This window comes from Pseudomonas sp. TH06 (assembly GCF_016651305.1).
Classification (GTDB): Bacteria; Pseudomonadota; Gammaproteobacteria; order Pseudomonadales; family Pseudomonadaceae; genus Aquipseudomonas.
The window spans coordinates 4,096,962-4,115,488 of record NZ_JAEKEC010000001.1 but is presented as its reverse complement, the minus strand read 5'-3'; the positions used below and the strand labels follow the sequence as shown (position 1 = coordinate 4,115,488).

Sequence of the window (18,527 nt, the reverse complement as noted above, 5' to 3'; positions counted from 1 at the left end):
TATGTTCACTGCTGTTTCGCCGAGCCAGTCAACCCGAACGGCAAAGTGAAGTCAATAGCGAACAGCTGGCCGCCCAGCCTTTATTTTTGCGGTCTTTTTTAACACTCTCGTGCCAACAGAGGCGCCAGACGCACGGAAACCATGAAGATTTGATGAACGGCGTTTAGAATTTTTTACATGGCAGTTGTTAATTAAAATCAACGAGGCTAAGCTCCGGAAAAGCTCGTTCAAGTGTCAAACTTCGAGGTGAATAAAAATGGCATTCAAGCCATTGATCGGCGTTACTGCGTGCGTCAAACAGATTGGCCTGCACCCCTATCACATCAGCGGCGACAAATACGTTCGCGCTGTCAGCGTTGCGGCGCTGGGGTTGCCAGTGGTCATTCCTTCCCTTGGCAATCTGACTGAAATCGAAGACCTGCTCGGTCAACTCGACGGTCTGTTGTTGACCGGCTCGCCATCGAATGTGGAACCCTTCCACTATCAAGGCCCGGCCAGCGCCCCCGGCACGGATCACGATCCGGCGCGGGATGCCACTACCCTTCCTTTATTGCGTGCAGCCATCGCGGCGGGCGTTCCGGTGCTCGGCATTTGCCGTGGCTTCCAGGAAATGAACGTGGCGTTCGGCGGCAGCCTGCACCAGAAGGTGCATGAGCTGCCGGGCATGCTCGATCACCGTGAAGCCGATAGCCCGGATGTCGCCGTGCAATATGCACCGGCTCACGCGGTGACCGTGCTGGGTGGCGGCGTGTTCGAAGCGCTGGAGTTACCGGGCGAGTTCCAGGTCAACTCGATTCACAGTCAGGGCATCGACCGCCTCGCTCCCGGCCTGCGCGCCGAAGCGGTGGCGCCGGACGGTCTGATCGAAGCGATCTCGGTCGAGCACAGCCCGACGTTTGCCCTCGGCGTGCAATGGCACCCGGAATGGCAAGTACTCGACAACCCGAACTACCTGAAGATTTTCCAGGCGTTCGGCGAGGCTTGCCGGCAACGGGCGGCGCGACGCAACAAGCGCTGACACCACCCAGGATTTCATCACTGTTTACTGCCCCCACGGGGTCGGCGACTGCGCGTGTGCGCATCCGTCATCCGTGAAAACAACAAACCGTAATAACAACAAGTACGACCCAGGCAGCCAGGACGGCGGCGCCGACCAAGACCTCGGCAGTGCAAGGTCAGTCAGGCATGCGCAATTCCCCTGTAGGAGTGAGCCTGCTCGCGATAGCAATAGACCAGTCAACAAAGATGTCGACTGAGATGGCCTCATCGCGAGCAGGCGAAGGCCTACAGAGGGATGTGTAACGACTGACATTGCGCTTACAGGCTTGCAATCCACTTAAGCCAGGCCACGTTGGCCCGGCGACTGAAACCTGTTGGGAGTTTCACATGGCAAACGCCTCCAGCACTTACAGGAAGGCACTAGAAGGTCATCAGCAACCGAAAAAGGTGTTGGTGAAAGTCGATCGTGTCACCAAGAAGTTCGACGAAACCACAGCAGTGGACGATGTGTCCCTGGAGATCCATCAGGGCGAAATCTTCGCGCTGCTGGGTGGCTCCGGTTCGGGCAAATCGACCCTGCTGCGCATGCTCGCCGGTTTCGAGCGGCCGACTGAAGGGCGGATTCTGCTCGACGGCGTGGACATCACCGACATGCCGCCGTATGAGCGGCCGATCAACATGATGTTCCAGTCCTACGCGCTGTTCCCACACATGACCGTCGCGCAGAACATTGCCTTCGGCTTGAAGCAGGACCGTTTGCCGGCCAGTGAAATCGACGCCCGCGTCGAAGAAATGCTGCGCCTGGTGCACATGACCCAATACGCCAAACGCAAGCCGCATCAGTTGTCCGGCGGTCAGCGTCAGCGCGTCGCCCTCGCCCGCTCGCTGGCCAAACGGCCGAAGCTGTTGCTGCTCGACGAGCCGATGGGAGCGCTGGATAAAAAGCTGCGTTCGCAGATGCAGCTTGAGCTGGTCGAGATCATCGAGCGCGTCGGCGTGACCTGCGTGATGGTGACCCACGACCAGGAAGAAGCCATGACCATGGCCGAGCGCATCGCGATCATGCACCTGGGCTGGATCGCCCAGATCGGCAGCCCGGTCGACATCTACGAAGCGCCGGTCAGCCGCATGGTCTGCGAGTTCATCGGCAACGTGAACGCCTTCGACGGCACCGTCGTTGAAGACCTTGAAGGTCACGCGATCATTCACAGCCCGGACTTGCAGCAGAAGATCTACGTCGGCCACGGCGTCAGCACGTCGGTACAGGACAAGTCGATCACCTACGCGATCCGTCCGGAAAAAATGCTCGTCAGCACCCTCAAGCCCGAGCACCGCTACAACTGGTCCGAAGGCAAGGTGCATGACATCGCTTACCTCGGCGGCCACTCGGTGTTCTACGTCGAACTGCCCGGCGGCAAAATCGTCCAGTCGTTCATGGCCAACGCCGAACGCCGTGGCGCGCGCCCGACCTGGGACGACAAGGTTTACGTCTGGTGGGAAGACGACAGCGGCGTGGTACTGCGCTCATGAGAACCTTCAATCAGCAATTCCTGCGCCTGGTGCCCAGCGGACGAAAACTGGTGATCGGCATCCCGTTCATCTGGCTGTTCCTGTTCTTCATGCTGCCGTTTTTCCTGGTGATGAAGATCAGTTTCTCGGAAGCCGCGCTGTCGATCCCGCCGTACTCGGAGATCTACACCTACGCCGAACAGAAATTCCAGCTGATGCTGAACATCGGCAACTACACCATGCTCGGCGAAGACGAGTTGTACCTGTCGGCCTACCTCGGTTCGTTGAAGGTCGCCGCACTGAGCACGATGATGTGCCTGGTGATCGGTTTCCCGATGGCCTACGCGATCACCAAAACCGGCAAGGAAACGCAAAACGTCCTGTTGCTGTTGATCATGATGCCGACCTGGACCGCGATCCTGATCCGCGTGTATGCGTGGATGGGCATCCTCAGCAACAACGGTTTGCTCAACGCATTCCTGATGTGGACGGGGCTCACCGATCACCCGATCGAGATCCTCAACACCAACACCGCCGTGTATATCGGTGTGGTTTACGCGTATCTGCCGTTCATGGTGTTGCCGCTGTACGCCAACCTCGTGAAGCATGACGGCAGCCTGCTGGAAGCCGCGTCGGATCTGGGCTCGAGCAACTTCAACAACTTCTGGAAAATCACCGTGCCGCTGGCCAAGAACGGCATTATTGCCGGCTGCATGCTGGTGTTCATTCCAGTGGTAGGCGAGTTCGTGATTCCGGAGCTGCTGGGTGGCCCGGAGACCTTGATGATCGGTCGCGTGCTGTGGCAAGAGTTCTTCAATAACCGCGACTGGCCGGTAGCGTCCGCGCTGGCGGTGGTGATGCTGTTGATCCTGATTGTGCCGATTCTGCTGTTCAACCGCAGCCAGGCCAAAGAGATGGAGGCACGGGGATGAAACGCTTCGGTTTTTCCAAGTTCATGTTGATCTTCGGCCTGATGTTCATTTATCTGCCGATGCTGATCCTGGTGATCTACTCGTTCAACGCCTCGAAACTGGTGACGGTGTGGGGCGGCTGGTCGGTGAAGTGGTACGTCGGTTTGCTCGACAACACGCAACTGATGGGCTCGGTGGTGCGCTCGCTGGAAATCGCCTGCTACACCGCGATTGCTGCTGTCGCGCTGGGCACTCTCGCCGCGTTCGTGCTGACCCGTGTGACGCGCTTCAAGGGTCGCACGCTGTTCGGTGGCCTGGTGACCGCGCCGTTGGTGATGCCGGAAGTGATCACCGGTCTGTCGCTGTTGCTGCTGTTCGTGGCGATGGCGCAACTGATCGGCTGGCCGCAGGAGCGTGGCATCGTCACGATCTGGATCGCCCACACGACGTTTTGTGCAGCCTATGTGGCGGTGGTAGTCTCCGCCCGCCTGCGTGAACTGGACCTGTCGATTGAAGAAGCGGCGATGGATCTGGGGGCGAAGCCGTTCAAGGTTTTCTTCCTGATCACGATTCCGATGATCGCGCCGTCGCTGGCAGCGGGCGGGATGATGTCGTTCGCGCTGTCGCTGGATGACCTGGTGTTGGCGAGCTTCGTGTCAGGCCCGGGTTCGACGACTTTGCCGATGGAAGTGTTCTCGGCGGTGCGTCTGGGCGTGAAGCCTGAGATCAACGCCGTGGCCAGCCTGATTCTGCTGGCGGTGTCGCTGGTGACTTTCCTCGTCTGGTACTTCGGCCGCAAGGCAGAGGCCAACCGCAAGAAGGCGATTCAGGAAGCGATGGATCAGACGGCGAATGAGTCGTGGCAGCCTCAGCGTGCCGCCACCGCATAGAGAGTTACCGCTTTTGTGGCGAGGGAGCTTGCTCCCGCTTGAGTGCGCAGCGCTCACAAGATCTTTGGGGCCGCTGCGCAGCCCAGCGGGAGCAAGCTCCCTCGCCACAATGGTGCTGTGTATAGCAAGATTTTTGTGTTGTGTTTTTGAATAAGAAGAATGGAGTTTCACCGATGAAAATGCTTGGCAGGACTCTGCTGACACTGTCCTTAATGGGCGCAATCGTCATGGGCGCCCAGGCCAACGACAAGGTGCTGCGTGTTTACAACTGGTCCGATTACATCGCGCCGGACACCGTCAAGAAGTTCGAAGACGAGACCGGCATCCGCGTGACCTACGACGTCTTCGACAGCAACGAAACCCTTGAGGCGCGTTTGCTGGCGGGCAAATCCGGTTACGACCTGGTCGTGCCGTCCAACAGTTTCCTGGCCAAGCAGATCAAGGCCGGCGTCTATCAGACGCTGGACAAATCGAAGCTGCCGAACTGGAAGAATCTCAACCCGGTGCTGCTGAAAAACGCCGCCGCCAGTGATCCGGACAACGCTCATGCGTTCCCGTACATGTGGGGCTCCATCGGCATCGGCTTCAACCCGGCCAAGGTCAAGGAAGTGCTCGGCGCCAACGCCCCGACCAATTCCTGGGACTTGCTGTTCAAGCCGGAAAACGCTGAAAAGCTCAAAGCCTGCGGCATCAGTTTCCTCGATTCGCCGACCGAGATGATCCCGGCCGCCCTGCACTATCTGGGCTACCCGGTGAACGACAAGGACACCGCGCACATCAAGGAAGCCGAGGCGCTGTTCATGAAGATCCGCCCGAACGTGGCGTACTTCCATTCCTCGAAATACATCTCGGACCTGGCCAACGGCAACATCTGCGTGGCGGTCGGTTATTCCGGTGACGTCCTGCAAGCCAAGGCTCGCGCCGTGGAATCGGGCAACAACGTGGTGATCGACTACAGCATTCCCAAGGAAGGCGCCGGCAGCTTCTACGACATGGTCGCCATCCCGCGCGATGCAGCGAACGTCGAGAACGCTTACCTGTTCATGGACTTCCTGATGCGCCCGGACATCATCGCCGAGATCACCAACAGCAACGGCTACAGCAACGCCAACTCGGCGGCCACGCCATTGGTGGATGAAGCGATCCGCAACGACCCGGGCTCGTACCCCTCGCAAGCGGTGATGGCAACGTTGTATGCGGTGCCGGATCAGCCGATCGCCACCCAACGCATCATGACCCGTGGCTGGACCCGGGTGAAACTCGGTAAATGAATTCACTGCCGATCCAAATGCAGGAGTGAGCCTGCTCGCGATAGCGGTGTGTCAGGCGCTCGTGATGTTGAATGTGCTGGCCTCATCGCGAGCAGGCTCACTCCTACAACAGGTCGGTGTTGTGTCTGAAAAAATTTATGATTTCCCGTTCAAGCAGCGCCTTACCACCGCTGCACCCTGCAGATGAACGGCCTCACCTGGCTCCCTCGGCTCAGGTGAATTTCAGGCGCCCTCGGGCGCCTTTTTTTGTTTCTTCAGATCAGCGGCCAATCCTGCAGAACGCGGTAGCGGCCCTTGTGCGATTCGAACAAGGCAAAACGTTCGGCACGCAGGAAGAACTCCGGCGGCGTAGCGGATTCCGGCGCCTGCGCACGGTAGTCACGCGCCAATGTCAGGTGCGGGCGAAACTCGCGGGCCGTCTCTTCAAACCCGAAGGGCAACATGGCCTGCTCCAAGGCATAGACCAGACGCAGCAACTCCGGCGGCGCCTGCTCGGGTGCCAGTGACAACACCCCGGCGCGGTGCCAGACCTGCAAGCAATCCAGTGAAATGCGCAACGCCTGGCCCGGCGTGCGTACCTTGCCGGCGCCTTCGCAGACTTCGCCGATCTGCGCCAGCGGCACGGCGCCGAGGAACAACAGGGTCAGATGAAAATTGTCTGCCGGTACCGGTTTGCCGGCCCGCAAACCCAACTCCGCACGCCACTGAGCAATTGCCTTGCGTTGCGCCGGTGGGCAGTCCAGTGCAAAGAACAGCCGCTTGAACGGTTCATCCCTGTGCGCTTCAACGGTCATGGCCTGCTCCTTCACGGGTTGATCGGCAGATTCTACACAGCCTGATCTGACGACTCGCAACGCAGGTCTATAGTTCAAGGATTGCCATCAACCGGAGGTCGCCATGCGCGAGATCCTCAGCAAAGAGCCATGGTGGGCCCGGCCACCGAATCCCGGGCAAGATGAAAGTGAACTGGAATGGGGCTGGCTGGTGCATTACAGCGAGGGGGAGCCGCGTTTCGAATTCATCCGTGAGCGGCCGACGGACGAACAGATCCGCCAGCGCAAAAGCTGCCGGATTACCCCCCCATCTGAGTGAACACAATACCTGTAGGAGTGAGCCTGCTCGCGATGGCGGTGGGTCTGACTATGAGGTTTTGAACCTGCAGACGCCATCGCGAGCAGGCTCACTCCTACAAGAGATTTGTGCGGGGTTCAGGGTTCAAGGAGGTTCTTGAAGCCGCCGAAGATCATGCGCTGGCCATCAAATCCCATCGGGTTAACGTCCGGTTGCATGCGCGGGTCGTCCATCATCTTCGCCATGCCGGCGTCGCGCGTGGCTTTGTCTGGCCAGATCAACCAGCCGGATGAAACCGTCTCACCCTCCTTGAGTTTCACGGCCATCGGGAATGACGTGACCTTGCCATCCGGCACGTCATCGCCCCAACACTGAACCACGTCCTGCGCACCGTATTCCTTGAACAGCCTGGCAGCAATTTCACAGTGTTTTTTGTACTGTTCGCGATTGGCAGTCGGCACGGGCGCTACGAAAATATCGATGTAAGCCATGTTTATTCTCCTTGTACGGTGGGTTCGTTCTGCTGATTAGTCGATTGCGGTGGCTGCCATTCGACACGATTCACGCCCAACCCGACCGACGGTTCCTCGCCCTCACCCAGATTGCGCTCGACCTGCCCGGCGATGTGCAGTGTGCCGGCCATGACACCGGTGGTAGGGTTCTGCACCAGTTTCAGCCAGGCCTTGTCGAAGGTATTGCCCAGGCTGCTGCGGATCAGCGCCTCGCTGTCGGGCCGGTCGTTGGCCTGGAGGATGGCGCGGATACCCACCACGCCCACCGATATCAGCCCGCCGACCAGTTTGCCGGCGGCTGCGGCCACGGCGCTGGCCGCACCGCGTGGGGCCATTTCCGCCTCCATGCGTTGGCTGGCCCGCTTGGCGACAGGGGCCATACCCGCGTCAGTCGACGCGATCCCCTTGGCGCCACCGTCGGTATGGATCTTGTCGATCAGCGCGGCATAGGCCGGCAGTGTATTCAACGGCTCAGTGCTGATTATTTGATACAGCGACGCGTCCCGGGCGCTGGGCGGGCCGAGTGCGATTGCCGGAATTTTCTGTAAATGTCCATTGAGTTGTGCGACCGGCACGCCGTGGCGCTGGGCGATGAGCGGCATCTGTTTGGCCATTTGCTGCGCGTAGAACTCCGTCGATTGGCCAAGGATCGCGTCCGGATCAATCTCCACCGCCACCGGTGCCAGCACCCTTTCCTGATATTGCTCAAGCAGATACGTCGCCAGACGCTTGGCCGACGCGTCCTGCTCGCCGCCCGCGCTGATCGTGTACCAGCTGACCTTCATCGACAGCCATTCCTGGGTCCAGTAGCTGCTGAACCACGGGATGAAATTTTCTTCAGTTTGCTGATAGACGCGAGTGCGCCAATGTTCCATCGAGCCACGGGCGAACAGCTTGACCTGCTCGGTGGCTTGTTGCGAAGCGGTGACGATTTCGCGGTCGATCTGCTGCCAGGTTGCGGGCGACACCACCACTGCCGACGCTGGCGCAGGGGCCCGCACCGAAGAGGCGCAGCCGGCCAGCAGAAACAATGCGGCAAGGGCCAGCGCACGCAGGGTCACGGTGGCGGTTTCCTTCAAGTCAGGAGATAGGCAGATTTGAGTATAGGCGCCGGTGATGGGCCGTTTGTCCGGTTGCGGCCCGAATGACGCTTTCGCGAGCAGGCTCGCTCCCACATTTGAAATGCGCTTCCCTGTGGGAGCGAGCCTGCTCGCGAAGAGGCCATCATCCCAACCATCAATGCCGTCGATATTCACCATTGCGACGATTGCCTTCCACCCGCCGCTCACGAAAGGCACGATTACCCCATCCGAGACACAACGAGGAGTTCACATCATGATTCACACCATCGCACTCTCCGTGAGTTTCCCGGTGTTCGGCAGCAACTACTACGAACAACACGTCGTCAACCGCAAGGCGCAGGCGCTGGTGTTCAACGAAGATTTCGAAGATCTGCTGATGCCCGCCGCGACCAATCATTTCAGCAATGAAGTGGTCGGCATTAACGATCAGTTCCGTTTTCTGAGCGACATTCTCGCCACCCATTTGCTGGACATCGAGGCCTCTGTGCCTGCGCGATCCAGCGTCCGGGCGAGCGCTCACTTTTCTTGAGTGATCGAGGGCGTTTCTTTGCGGGAACGCCCTCTTTGTTCAATCAGTCATCATCACGGTCACGGTAGTAGCGACGCCCGTCGCGGCGATCATCGCGGTCATCCCAGCGTCGGTCATGGTCGTAATTGCGCCCATGATCGCGGTCGTAATGCCGACCGTGGCGGTGGTCATCATCAAAATCCGCCACACAGCCACCGAGCATTACGGCGGCGGTCACGGTCAGCAACATCGTTGTAGCGCGCTTCATTCAACACTTCCCTAAAACCAAGGTCTTGACGACGGAACGGCCAACGCTGCCTGCGCCTTCAGGACGCAGTGCGCGCAGCCGCCCATACGACCGGGCAAAAGCGCTTTGATTCAGTGGCCATCGATGACCGTTTATCGCCTTAATCGGCCTGACCGAACAGCGGCGTAATGCCACCTATACTGCTTCTTGACGACACCCACGCAACGGACCTGCGCCCTCAAGAATAAAAAGCAGAGGTGGCACATGGTCTGGCAACAAATCTACGACCCGTTCGGCAACCCGGTGATCTCCACGCTCATGGCCGCCGTACCAGTGGTGGTGATGCTCGCGGCGTTGGCGTTCTTCCACGTCAAGGCGCATCTGGCCGCCCTGCTCGCCCTCGGTTCGGCGCTGCTGATCTCAATTTTCGCCTTCGGCATGCCGGCGAGCATGGCCGGTTCGGCGGCGCTGTTCGGCGCGGCCAACGGCTTGTTGCCGATCGGCTGGATCGTGCTCAACATCATCTTCCTGCATCGCCTGACCACCGAAAACGGCTCGTTCAAAGTGCTGCAGGATTCACTGGCGCGGATCACCGACGATCGACGCTTGCAGTTGCTGTTGATCGCCTTCTGCTTCGGGGCGTTCTTCGAAGGTGCGGCAGGCTTCGGCACGCCTGTGGCGGTGACCGGGGCGATTTTGATCGGCCTGGGATTCTCACCGCTGGCCGCGTCTGGCCTGGCCTTGATCGCCAACACCTCACCGGTGGCCTTCGGTGCGCTCGGCACGCCAATCATCACCCTGGCCAAAGTCACCGGTCTGGATGAAATGGAGCTGTCGATGATGGTCGGTCGGCAACTGCCGTTCTTCTCCGTGCTGGTGCCGTTCTGGTTGATCTGGGCCTTCGCCGGGTGGCGCAAGATGCTGGAGATATGGCCGGCGATTCTGGTGGCCGGGGTCAGCTTCGCCGTGCCGCAATTCCTCGTGTCGAATTACCACGGGCCGATGCTGGTGGATGTGATTGCCGCGCTGATTTCCATGGCGTGCCTGACGCTGTTTTTGAAGGTGTGGAAACCGGCGACGATTCACACCTCGGCGGCGCTGTCGGGGCGCGTCGACAACTCTAAAGTCGAGGAAGCAAAAGTCACCGCCAGCGCTGCGTTCAGCGATCAGGCGCGTCCGGCAGTGATGCGTGCGTGGATGCCGTGGATCATCCTCACCGTGTTTGTGTTTGCCTGGGGCACCCAAGGCTTCAAGAATATTTTCGACGTGCGCCCGGCCATCGATCCGGTCACGCATTCGGCCAAACTCGATCCGCAAGGCAAACCGCTCAACGAGGCCAACCGTATTTTCGCCCCGGCCGTGACCTTCACCACACTGCACCTGCAAGTCGAGAAAGTCCCGCCTGTGGTGCCCGCGCCGAAAGCCGAGGAAGCGGTGTACAAATTCACCTGGTTCACCGCCACCGGCAGCGGAATTCTGCTGGCGGCGATTGTCGGCGGATTGCTGATGGGCTATTCGATCCCGCAACTGATCAAGCAATACCTGCGCACCCTGTGGGTGGTGCGCTTTTCGCTGATCACCATTGCGGCGATGTTGGCGCTGGGGTTCCTCACGCGCTACTCGGGGCTGGACGCGACCATGGGTCTGGCGTTTGCGGCGACGGGGATTTTCTATCCGATGTTCGGCACCTTGCTCGGTTGGCTGGGCGTGGCGTTGACGGGTTCGGATACCGCCTCGAACGTGCTGTTCGGCGGCTTGCAACGAGTGACATCGGAGCAGCTCGGGATCAGCCCGATCCTCATGGCGGCGGCGAACAGTTCAGGCGGGGTGATGGGCAAAATGGTCGATGCGCAATCGATTGTGGTCGCCTCCACCGCAACCCGCTGGTATGGGCATGAAGGCGAAATTTTGCGCTATGTGTTCTTCCACTCGATTGTGCTGGCAATACTGGTCGGCGGGTTGGTGACCTTGCAGGCGTATGTGGCGCCGTTCACCCATATGGTGGTTGGCGGACACTGACCCCAACCCGCGTAGGCGCTGCCGAAGGCTGCGATTTTTTGATCTTGTTTTTTACAATCAGAGGATCGCAGCCTTCGGCAACTCCTACAGAGGACAAGTTGATTGATGAGCCCCGTGCATAACTCTATAGCGCAAATCAGCAAAAACCTTTTGCTCTGTCCAGCGGTCACTCCTTAACGAGACCGGCGATCACGCTGGCTGCCCGTTTGGGCCGTGCAACCACCGCTGCCCTGATGAAGAGAAAAGGAATCGAACCATGACGATTTCCCGACGCAGATTTCTGATCCTCGGCGCCGTGACCGCGACCGCGTTTGCGATGCCACCGTTTATCAGTCTCAGGGCCTACGCCGCCAATCTGGAGCAACCGGCCATGAACAACGTAACCCTGCAAATCAATGGCAAACCCCGCGCTCTTGAGGTCGACAACCGCACCACCCTGCTCGACGCCTTGCGCGAACACCTGCACCTGACCGGCAGCAAAAAAGGCTGCGACCACGGCCAGTGCGGCGCGTGCACAGTCATCGCCGATGGCCGACGGATCAACGCCTGTCTGACCCTGGCGGTCATGCACGAAGGCTCCGAGATCACCACCATCGAAGGCCTCGGCATGCCGGACAATCTGCACCCGATGCAAGCCGCGTTCATCAAGCATGACGGCTATCAGTGCGGTTATTGCACGCCGGGGCAGATCTGCTCGGCGGTCGCTGTCATCAAGGAAATCCGCGACGGCATTCCCAGCCACGTCAGCCCTAGCCTGACCGAATCACCGCAACTGATTGCTGCTGAATTCCAGGAACGCATGAGCGGCAATATCTGCCGCTGCGGGGCCTACTCGAACATCATCGAAGCCATCAGCGAAGTCGCGCAGGTGCAATCATGAGACCGTTCAACTACAGCCGCGCCGACTCCCCTGCCGCCGCAGCACAAGCGGCGCAGATCGAAGGCGCGAAGTTCATCGCCGGCGGCACCAATCTGCTCGATCTGATGAAGCTCGACATCGAAACCCCGCTGCATCTGATCGACGTCAATCACCTTGGGCTGGATCAGATCGAAACCACGCCCGAAGGTGGTCTGCGCATCGGCGCGCTGGTGCGCAACACCGATCTGGCTGCCGACGCCCGCGTGCGCAAGGACTACGCGCTACTGTCACGCGCCCTGCTCGCTGGCGCCTCGGGACAATTGCGCAACATGGCGACCACCGCCGGCAACCTGCTGCAACGCACGCGCTGCCCATACTTCTACGACACCCATCAGGCCTGCAACAAACGCAATCCTGGCAGTGGTTGCGCGGCGATTGGCGGGGTCAGTCGGCAATTGGGAATCATCGGCGTCAGCACTGCGTGCATCGCCACGCACCCGAGCGACATGGCGATTGCGATGCGCGCGCTCGATGCGCAGATTGAAACGGTGAAACCCGACGGCAGCACACGCAGCATCGCCATGGCAGATTTCCATCAACTGCCGGGCACCACACCGAACATCGAAACCAGCCTCACGCCAGGCGAATTCATCACCTCGGTGACACTGCCCGCTCCGCTTGGCGGCACGCACATTTACCACAAGGTGCGTGATCGTTCGTCCTACGCGTTCGCGCTGGTGTCGGTCGGTCTGATCCTGCAAAAGGACGGCAGTGGCCGCATCGCCGTCGGTGGCATCGCCCCCAAACCCTGGCGCGTCGAAACGGCTGAAGCACTGCTGCCCAAGGGGGCGAAAGCTGTCAGCGAACGCCTGCTCGACGGCGCCACGCCAACCCATGACAACCAATTCAAACTGACGCTGGTCGAGCGCACGCTCGGTTCGGTGTTGGCGCAAGCGAGGGATGAAGCATGAAATTCGACACGCCCGCCGCCACCAACCCGATCGACCAACTGAAAGTTATCGGCCATCCGACCGACCGTGTCGAAGGCAAACTGAAAACCTGCGGCCAGGCGCCTTACGCCTACGAACAACATGAGGCGGTGGCCAATCAGGCTTACGGTTTCATGGTCGGTTCGGCCATCGCCAAGGGGCGCATTACCAACATCGATCTGGAAGCAGCCAAAGCTGCGCCCGGTGTCCTGGCGATCGTTACCGCAGCCAACGCCGGCAAGCTCGGCAAGGGCAAATACAACGCCGCACACCTGCTGGCAGGGCCAGAGGTGCAGCACTATCACCAGGCCGTGGCATTGGTCGTCGCCGAGACCTTTGAACAGGCACGCGCCGCTGCGCAAATGGTCAAAGTCGATTACGTCGCGGCCAAAGGCGAGTTCGATCTGGCCAGCGTGCGCGATCAGGGCGTGGAGCCGAAAGACGAACTGCCCGACGTCAAACACGGTGATTTCGCTGCGGCGTTTGCTGCCGCGCCGGTGCAGTTCGACCAAACCTACACTACCCCGGATCAGTCCCACGCGATGATGGAGCCGCACTCGACATTGGCCGCGTGGAAAGGCGATCAACTGACCTTGTGGACGTCCAACCAGATGATCGCCTGGAGCGTCGGCGACATCGCCACCACCCTTGGCTTGCCGAAGGAAAAAGTCCGTTTGATCTCGCCGTACATTGGCGGTGGTTTCGGCGGCAAGCTGTTTATCCGCGCCGACGCGATCCTCGCCGCCCTCGGCGCACGCATGGCAAGCAGACCGGTGAAAGTCGCCCTCGCCCGCCCGCAGATCGCCAACAACACCACCCACCGCCCCGCGACGATCCAGCGTATCCGTATGGGTGCGACGGCAGACGGCAAACTCACCGCCATCGCTCACGAAGGCTGGTCGGGCAACCTTGAGGACGGCAAGGTTGAGGTCGCGGCGCAACCGAGTCAGTTGCTCTACGCCGGCGAAAATCGTCTGGTCAGCATGCGTCTGGCGCCGCTCGATCTGCCCGAAGGCAACGCCATGCGCGCTCCGGGTGAAACGCCGGGGTTGATGGCGCTGGAAATCGCCATGGACGAAATGGCCGAACAGCTCAAACTCGATCCGATCCAGTTCCGCATTCTCAATGACACTCAGGTCGACCCGGTAAAAACCGAACGGCCGTTCTCCCAACGGCGCTTGATCGAATGCCTGCAAACCGGCGCCGAGAAATTCGGCTGGGACCAACGCAATGCCAAGCCCGGCAGCCGCCGCGAGGGTCGCTGGCTGATCGGCATGGGCGTCGGCGCGGCGATCCGCAACAACCTGCTGATCAAGTCCGGCGCGCGGGTGCGACTGGAGCGCGACGGCAAGGTTACGGTGGAAACCGACATGACCGACATTGGCACCGGCAGCTACACGATCATCGCGCAGACGGCCGCCGAGATGATGGGCGTTGGCATCGACGACGTGGTGGTGCGGCTGGGCGACTCCAGCTTCCCGGTCTCGGCGGGCTCCGGTGGCCAGTTCGGCGCCAACTGCTCGACCGCAGGCGTCTATGCCGCGTGTGTGAAACTGCGTGAAATGGTCGCCCAAAAACTAGGCATGACGGCGGACGACGTAGTGTTCGCCGACGGCCAAGTACGCGCCGGCGGCAAAACCCTGCCCCTGCGCAATGCCGCGCACGACGGTGCCGTGCAAGCGGAGGACAGCATCGAATTCGCCGACCTTGCCAAGCAGTATCAGCAATCGACGTTTGGTGCGCACTTCGTTGAAGTGGCGGTGGATGCAGCGACTGGCGAAGTTCGCGTGCGGCGCATGCTCGCCGTCTGTGCAGCCGGACGGATTCTCAATCCGAAAACCGCGCGCAGCCAGGTAATCGGGGCGATGACCATGGGGGTTGGCGCGGCGTTGATGGAAGAGTTGGCGGTAGACAAAAAGCTGGGGTTCTTCGTCAACCATGATCTGGCCGGATACGAGGTGCCGGTGCATGCCGACATTCCGCATCAGGAGGTGATTTTCCTCGATGAGACCGACCCGATTTCTTCGCCGATGAAGGCCAAGGGTGTCGGTGAGCTGGGGATTTGCGGCGTCAGTGCAGCGGTGGCGAATGCGATCTACAACGCCACCGGGGCACGGGTTCGGGAGTATCCGATCACGCTGGACAAGATCCTCTCGTCATTACCGGAGATGATCTGAAACGCCCCTGTAGGAGCTGCCGCAGGCTGCGATCTTTTGATCTTGTTTTTTAAACATCAAAATCAAAAGATCGTCCGATCGCCGCCCGAGCCTGCCGCTGCTCCTACAGTGGGTATTGTGTTTCGCTGACCTGCTCCATCCACTCCACCACCTTGCCATCGAGCACTTCGGCAATGGCGATATGCGTCATCGCCGTGGTCGGCGCCGCGCCATGCCAATGCTTGACGCCGGGCGCGATCCATACCGTGTCGCCAGGGCGAATCTGCCGAACCGGTTGCCCCCACTCCTGCACAAAACCTGAACCGGCGGTAACGATCAGCGTCTGACCCAACGGATGGGTATGCCACGCCGTCCGTGCACCCGGTTCGAACGTCACCGTGGCGCCGCTGACTCGGGCGTCATCGCTGCCTTTGAACGGCGCATCGACGCGCACGGTTCCGGTAAACCAGTCAGCCGGCCCTTCGGCCGAAGGTTGTGATCCATTGGGCGTTACCGTCACCCGTGGATTTTCATTGGCCTGAACATCCGCAGCCAACAACGAAAGCGTCAAAGCAGAAGCAGCAATCGGATTCATGACAAGTCCTCCAGAGTTTCGCCAAACCCGTGCGGCACCGCCTACACGGGACATGCGTTCACTTTATCGGGCTGTACTCTTTCGATAATCGGCTAAAATTCGAAAAAACTTATGCAGGAAACTCATCAATGCTTCGCGAAAACGCCACTGACCTGCTCGCCTTTCTCGCCGTGGCGCGCGAGCGCAGCTTCACCAAGGCTGCGGCCAAACTTGGCGTCTCGCAATCGGCGCTCAGCCATACCATTCGTGCACTCGAAGCGCGACTGGGTCTGCGCCTACTGACTCGCACCACGCGCAGCGTTTCCCCCACCGAGGCCGGTGAGCATCTGCTGCAAACCGTCGGCCCACACTTCGAAGAAATCGAACTGCAACTCGCCACCCTGAGTAACCTGCGCGAAACCCCGGCCGGCAAGATCCGCATCAGTGCCACCGATCATTCGCTGGACTGGTTGTTGCGCCCGGTGCTTCAGGAATTCCTGCCGAAATACCCGGACATCGCCGTCGAGGTCTGCTGTGATTACGGTTTCGTCGACATCGCAGGACAAGGTTTCGACGCTGGCGTGCGCCTCGGCGAGGACGTGGCGCAAGGCATGATCGCGACGCGCATCGGCCCGGACATGCGCATGGCGGTGGTCGGCTCGCCGGCCTATTTCGCCCGCCATCCCGCACCGCACACGCCCCGCGACCTGACCGACCACGCCTGCAACAATCTGCGCCTGCCCACCAATGGCGGTCTGTACACCTGGGAGTTCGAGAAGGATGGCGAAAGCCTCAAGGTGCGCGTTTCCGGGCAAATCACCTTGAACGGCGTCTACCCACTGCTCGACGCGGCACTGGACGGATTCGGCCTGAGCTACATTCCGGAAAACATCGTCGCACCGTATCTGGAGAACGGACGTCTGTTGCAGGTGCTGGAAGACTGGTGCCCGACATTCGCCGGTTATCACCTCTACTACCCGAGCCGGCGTCAGGCGGCACCGGCGTTTGCGTTGTTGCTGGAAGCGTTGCGGCATCGCGGATAAGTCACCAGAGGGCTTTGGTGTACGTCAGCAAAATCCGCGTTTCATCGGCATCACGACTGAACGACGAGCGATACGAAGCGTTGCGCAGGCGCAAGGCGAGGTCCTTGAATGTGCCGCTCTGAATGACGTATTTCACCTCGGTATCACGCTCCCACTCGGCGCCTCGGCTACTGGCGACTTGCGCGTGATCGCCGTCGATGTAGCGGCTCATGAACGTCAGCCCGGGAATGCCTGAATGTTCGAAATCGTAGTCATAACGCACCTGCCTTGAACGCTCCTGTGCTTCGGCGAAATCGCCGATCTGTGCGTAGTTGACCAGATACGCGTCACTGCCTTCGATGTACGGAAACGCGTTGTTGCCGATCATCGCCTGATAACCGACGCTGATTTTGTGCCCGTCAGCGGCGTAACCAAACAAGCCGTTGAGCGACTGGTTGCTGATTTTTCCGGCCTTGGCCGCGCCCTGACTTTCACTGGAGAAGAAGCGCAGATCGCTGCTCACCGTGCCCCCGGCCATCGGCCGCGTATCGGTCAGTCCGAGATAGTGCTGATCGTAGACATCGCTCAATGCCGCGTAGTGATAACTGACCTTTAGCGTATCGCTGAGCTGACGCTCGACACCGAGCATATTCAGATGCGCACCCTGCGCATTGGTGGCAAATCGATTGTTTTTGTTGTTCAGCGCAATCGGTTCGTAACTCGTGTCGTTGCGGCCCTTGACCCGATCCAGTTGGCCGGCCGTCAGCACCATGCCGGGCAGGTCTTGCGACACCACCAGCGCACCACGAAACGTCTGCGGCAAAATCATCCCGTCCTGCGGTCGCAGTGTCGGCAGGACCGGAATCAGCGCACCGGCCTTCAGCTCGGTTTTCGATAATCTGACCTTGGCCGTCACGCCCAGTTTGCCGTACTCACGGGCCGCACGCCCGTCGCTGCGTACGGGCAACAGACCACTGCCGGCGCGGTCCGGACTGGAGTCGAGACGCACGCCGACCATACCCAGTAAATCCAGACCGAAGCCCAGCATGCCGGGGGTATAACCGGATTCGAAGTTGAACATCAATCCCTGCGCCCACTCTTCGCGTTTGGACTGTTGCGTTGACGGTCCATTTCGAAAGTCACGATTGAAGTAAACGTTGCGGGTTTCGAACGAAGCGTGGGAATCGGCGAAGAGGTCCGCGTGAACCCAACCGCTGAAAATGGCGAGCAACAGCAATCCATTGCGCATTCCGAACTGAGTGAATTCAGGCATGACGACACCTGTGAAGTATTCATGGAAGGTTCAGGCGCCCCGCAACCCTTGTAGAAGTGAGCCTGCTTGCGATAGCGCAATTGCAGTCACGAAAAATGTTGAGTGCACAACCTCCATCGCGAGCAGACTCACTCCTGCAAGGGATAACCGGGCGTCAGAAAGGTCTGGCGAGCAGTGCGATCAGCCGTTCACCGAATAGCGTCAGCGCCACCCCCAGCAACACCACCACTGCGCCAGCAATCTTGATTGACGCCGCCGGGCGCACCGCTGCACCGAGCCAGCCGAAGTGATCAATCGCCACCGACGACAACAGTTGCCCGGCGATCACCAACACCAACAAGTTCGCCAGTCCAATGCGTGGCGCCAGCCATACGGTGCAAAAAATCGCGCCGGCGCCGAGGATGCCGCCCACCAGCCGCCAGCCGGGTTGCGCAGGAATGACGCTCAACGCATCGCCCAATCCACCCCGCAGACATGCCAGCACACCGAGTACGAACATGCCGCTGAGAAACGAGTAGAACGCTGCTGCCAGTGTGTTGCCGCTCATGGCCCCGGCCAATTGACTGTTCACCGCCGCTTGCACGGCAATTGCCACACCGGCCAGCAAGGCCAGAAAAAAAGACATCAGGATCATG

Annotated in this window: 18 protein-coding genes and 1 pseudogene; 12 read left to right on the top strand and 7 right to left on the bottom strand. The window is 60.1% G+C overall.

Annotated elements, in window-relative coordinates:
* The first annotated feature begins 256 nt into the window (after positions 1–256).
* The 5 genes from JFT86_RS18545 to JFT86_RS18525 all read left to right on the top strand — a co-directional run bounded on the left by JFT86_RS18545 (position 257) and on the right by JFT86_RS18525 (position 5,580).
* Complete coding sequence (locus JFT86_RS18545; protein ID WP_201237794.1) at positions 257–1,018, top strand: gamma-glutamyl-gamma-aminobutyrate hydrolase family protein; 762 nt, start codon at positions 257–259, stop codon at positions 1,016–1,018.
* Between the two features lie 368 nt (positions 1,019–1,386).
* Entirely contained in the window at positions 1,387–2,529 is a 1,143-nt protein-coding gene (gene potA, locus JFT86_RS18540) for a polyamine ABC transporter ATP-binding protein (protein ID WP_201237793.1), read from the top strand.
* Positions 2,526–3,440: an ABC transporter permease subunit gene (locus JFT86_RS18535; protein WP_201237792.1), complete on the top strand. Its 915-nt coding sequence runs from the start codon at positions 2,526–2,528 to the stop codon at positions 3,438–3,440. Before potA ends, JFT86_RS18535 begins: the two co-directional genes overlap by 4 nt.
* Positions 3,437–4,309, top strand: a complete 873-nt coding sequence (locus JFT86_RS18530; RefSeq protein ID WP_201237791.1) for an ABC transporter permease subunit — start codon at positions 3,437–3,439, stop codon at positions 4,307–4,309. Before JFT86_RS18535 ends, JFT86_RS18530 begins: the two co-directional genes overlap by 4 nt.
* A gap of 173 nt (positions 4,310–4,482) precedes the next feature.
* The gene (locus JFT86_RS18525; protein WP_201237790.1) at positions 4,483–5,580 is read left to right on the top strand and encodes a polyamine ABC transporter substrate-binding protein; all 1,098 of its coding nucleotides are present in this window, start codon (positions 4,483–4,485) and stop codon (positions 5,578–5,580) included.
* Positions 5,581–5,834: 254 nt separating this feature from the next.
* Here JFT86_RS18525 and thpR read toward each other — a convergent pair whose 3' ends face one another.
* A complete protein-coding gene (gene thpR, locus JFT86_RS18520; protein WP_201237789.1) occupies positions 5,835–6,374 on the bottom strand; it encodes an RNA 2',3'-cyclic phosphodiesterase in 540 nt (179 codons plus the stop codon).
* A gap of 103 nt (positions 6,375–6,477) precedes the next feature.
* Here thpR and JFT86_RS18515 point away from each other — a divergent pair, with 103 nt between their 5' ends.
* Positions 6,478–6,672 (top strand): hypothetical protein, encoded by a 195-nt coding sequence (locus JFT86_RS18515; RefSeq protein ID WP_166217069.1) that lies wholly within the window; start codon positions 6,478–6,480, stop codon positions 6,670–6,672.
* A gap of 116 nt (positions 6,673–6,788) precedes the next feature.
* On the opposite strand, the gene JFT86_RS18510 is transcribed toward JFT86_RS18515, so the two are convergent.
* Complete coding sequence (locus JFT86_RS18510; protein ID WP_201237788.1) at positions 6,789–7,142, bottom strand: DUF1428 domain-containing protein; 354 nt, start codon at positions 7,140–7,142, stop codon at positions 6,789–6,791.
* 2 nt (positions 7,143–7,144) lie between these two features.
* Positions 7,145–8,224, bottom strand: a complete 1,080-nt coding sequence (locus JFT86_RS18505; protein ID WP_201237787.1) for a hypothetical protein — start codon at positions 8,222–8,224, stop codon at positions 7,145–7,147.
* A 274-nt stretch (positions 8,225–8,498) separates the two neighbouring features.
* Here JFT86_RS18505 and JFT86_RS18500 point away from each other — a divergent pair, with 274 nt between their 5' ends.
* A complete protein-coding gene (locus JFT86_RS18500) occupies positions 8,499–8,774 on the top strand; it encodes a hypothetical protein (protein WP_201237786.1) in 276 nt (91 codons plus the stop codon).
* A 43-nt stretch (positions 8,775–8,817) separates the two neighbouring features.
* Here the strand turns inward: JFT86_RS18500 and JFT86_RS18495 are convergent, their stop codons facing one another.
* On the bottom strand, positions 8,818–9,021 hold the full coding sequence (locus tag JFT86_RS18495; protein ID WP_064120858.1) for a hypothetical protein: 204 nt from the start codon (positions 9,019–9,021) through the stop codon (positions 8,818–8,820).
* Between the two features lie 243 nt (positions 9,022–9,264).
* Between JFT86_RS18495 and JFT86_RS18490 the strand changes: the two genes are divergently transcribed.
* The 4 genes and pseudogenes from JFT86_RS18490 (at position 9,265) to paoC (ending at position 15,044) form a co-directional block, all read left to right on the top strand.
* Complete coding sequence (locus JFT86_RS18490; RefSeq protein WP_201232856.1) at positions 9,265–11,019, top strand: L-lactate permease; 1,755 nt, start codon at positions 9,265–9,267, stop codon at positions 11,017–11,019.
* A gap of 247 nt (positions 11,020–11,266) precedes the next feature.
* A pseudogene (gene paoA / locus JFT86_RS18485) lies at positions 11,267–11,899 on the top strand (aldehyde dehydrogenase iron-sulfur subunit PaoA); the annotation flags it as partial.
* On the top strand, positions 11,896–12,849 hold the full coding sequence (locus tag JFT86_RS18480) for a xanthine dehydrogenase family protein subunit M (RefSeq protein WP_201237784.1): 954 nt from the start codon (positions 11,896–11,898) through the stop codon (positions 12,847–12,849). The pseudogene paoA and the gene JFT86_RS18480, both read left to right, overlap by 4 nt.
* The gene (gene paoC, locus JFT86_RS18475) at positions 12,846–15,044 is read left to right on the top strand and encodes an aldehyde oxidoreductase molybdenum-binding subunit PaoC (protein ID WP_201237783.1); all 2,199 of its coding nucleotides are present in this window, start codon (positions 12,846–12,848) and stop codon (positions 15,042–15,044) included. Before JFT86_RS18480 ends, paoC begins: the two co-directional genes overlap by 4 nt.
* Positions 15,045–15,147: 103 nt before the next feature.
* Here paoC and JFT86_RS18470 read toward each other — a convergent pair whose 3' ends face one another.
* On the bottom strand, positions 15,148–15,618 hold the full coding sequence (locus JFT86_RS18470) for a cupin domain-containing protein (RefSeq protein WP_201237782.1): 471 nt from the start codon (positions 15,616–15,618) through the stop codon (positions 15,148–15,150).
* 128 nt (positions 15,619–15,746) lie between these two features.
* Between JFT86_RS18470 and JFT86_RS18465 the strand changes: the two genes are divergently transcribed.
* Positions 15,747–16,640 carry a LysR family transcriptional regulator gene (locus JFT86_RS18465; protein ID WP_201237781.1) on the top strand — a complete coding sequence of 298 codons (894 nt, stop codon included), beginning with the start codon at positions 15,747–15,749 and terminating at the stop codon, positions 16,638–16,640.
* 1 nt (position 16,641) lies between these two features.
* On the opposite strand, the gene JFT86_RS18460 is transcribed toward JFT86_RS18465, so the two are convergent.
* Positions 16,642–17,868, bottom strand: coding sequence for an OprD family porin (locus tag JFT86_RS18460; protein ID WP_242489292.1), 1,227 nt, complete (start codon positions 17,866–17,868; stop codon positions 16,642–16,644).
* A gap of 178 nt (positions 17,869–18,046) precedes the next feature.
* Positions 18,047–18,526, bottom strand: a complete 480-nt coding sequence (locus tag JFT86_RS18455; protein ID WP_201237780.1) for a DMT family transporter — start codon at positions 18,524–18,526, stop codon at positions 18,047–18,049.
* Position 18,527 lies beyond the last annotated feature (1 nt).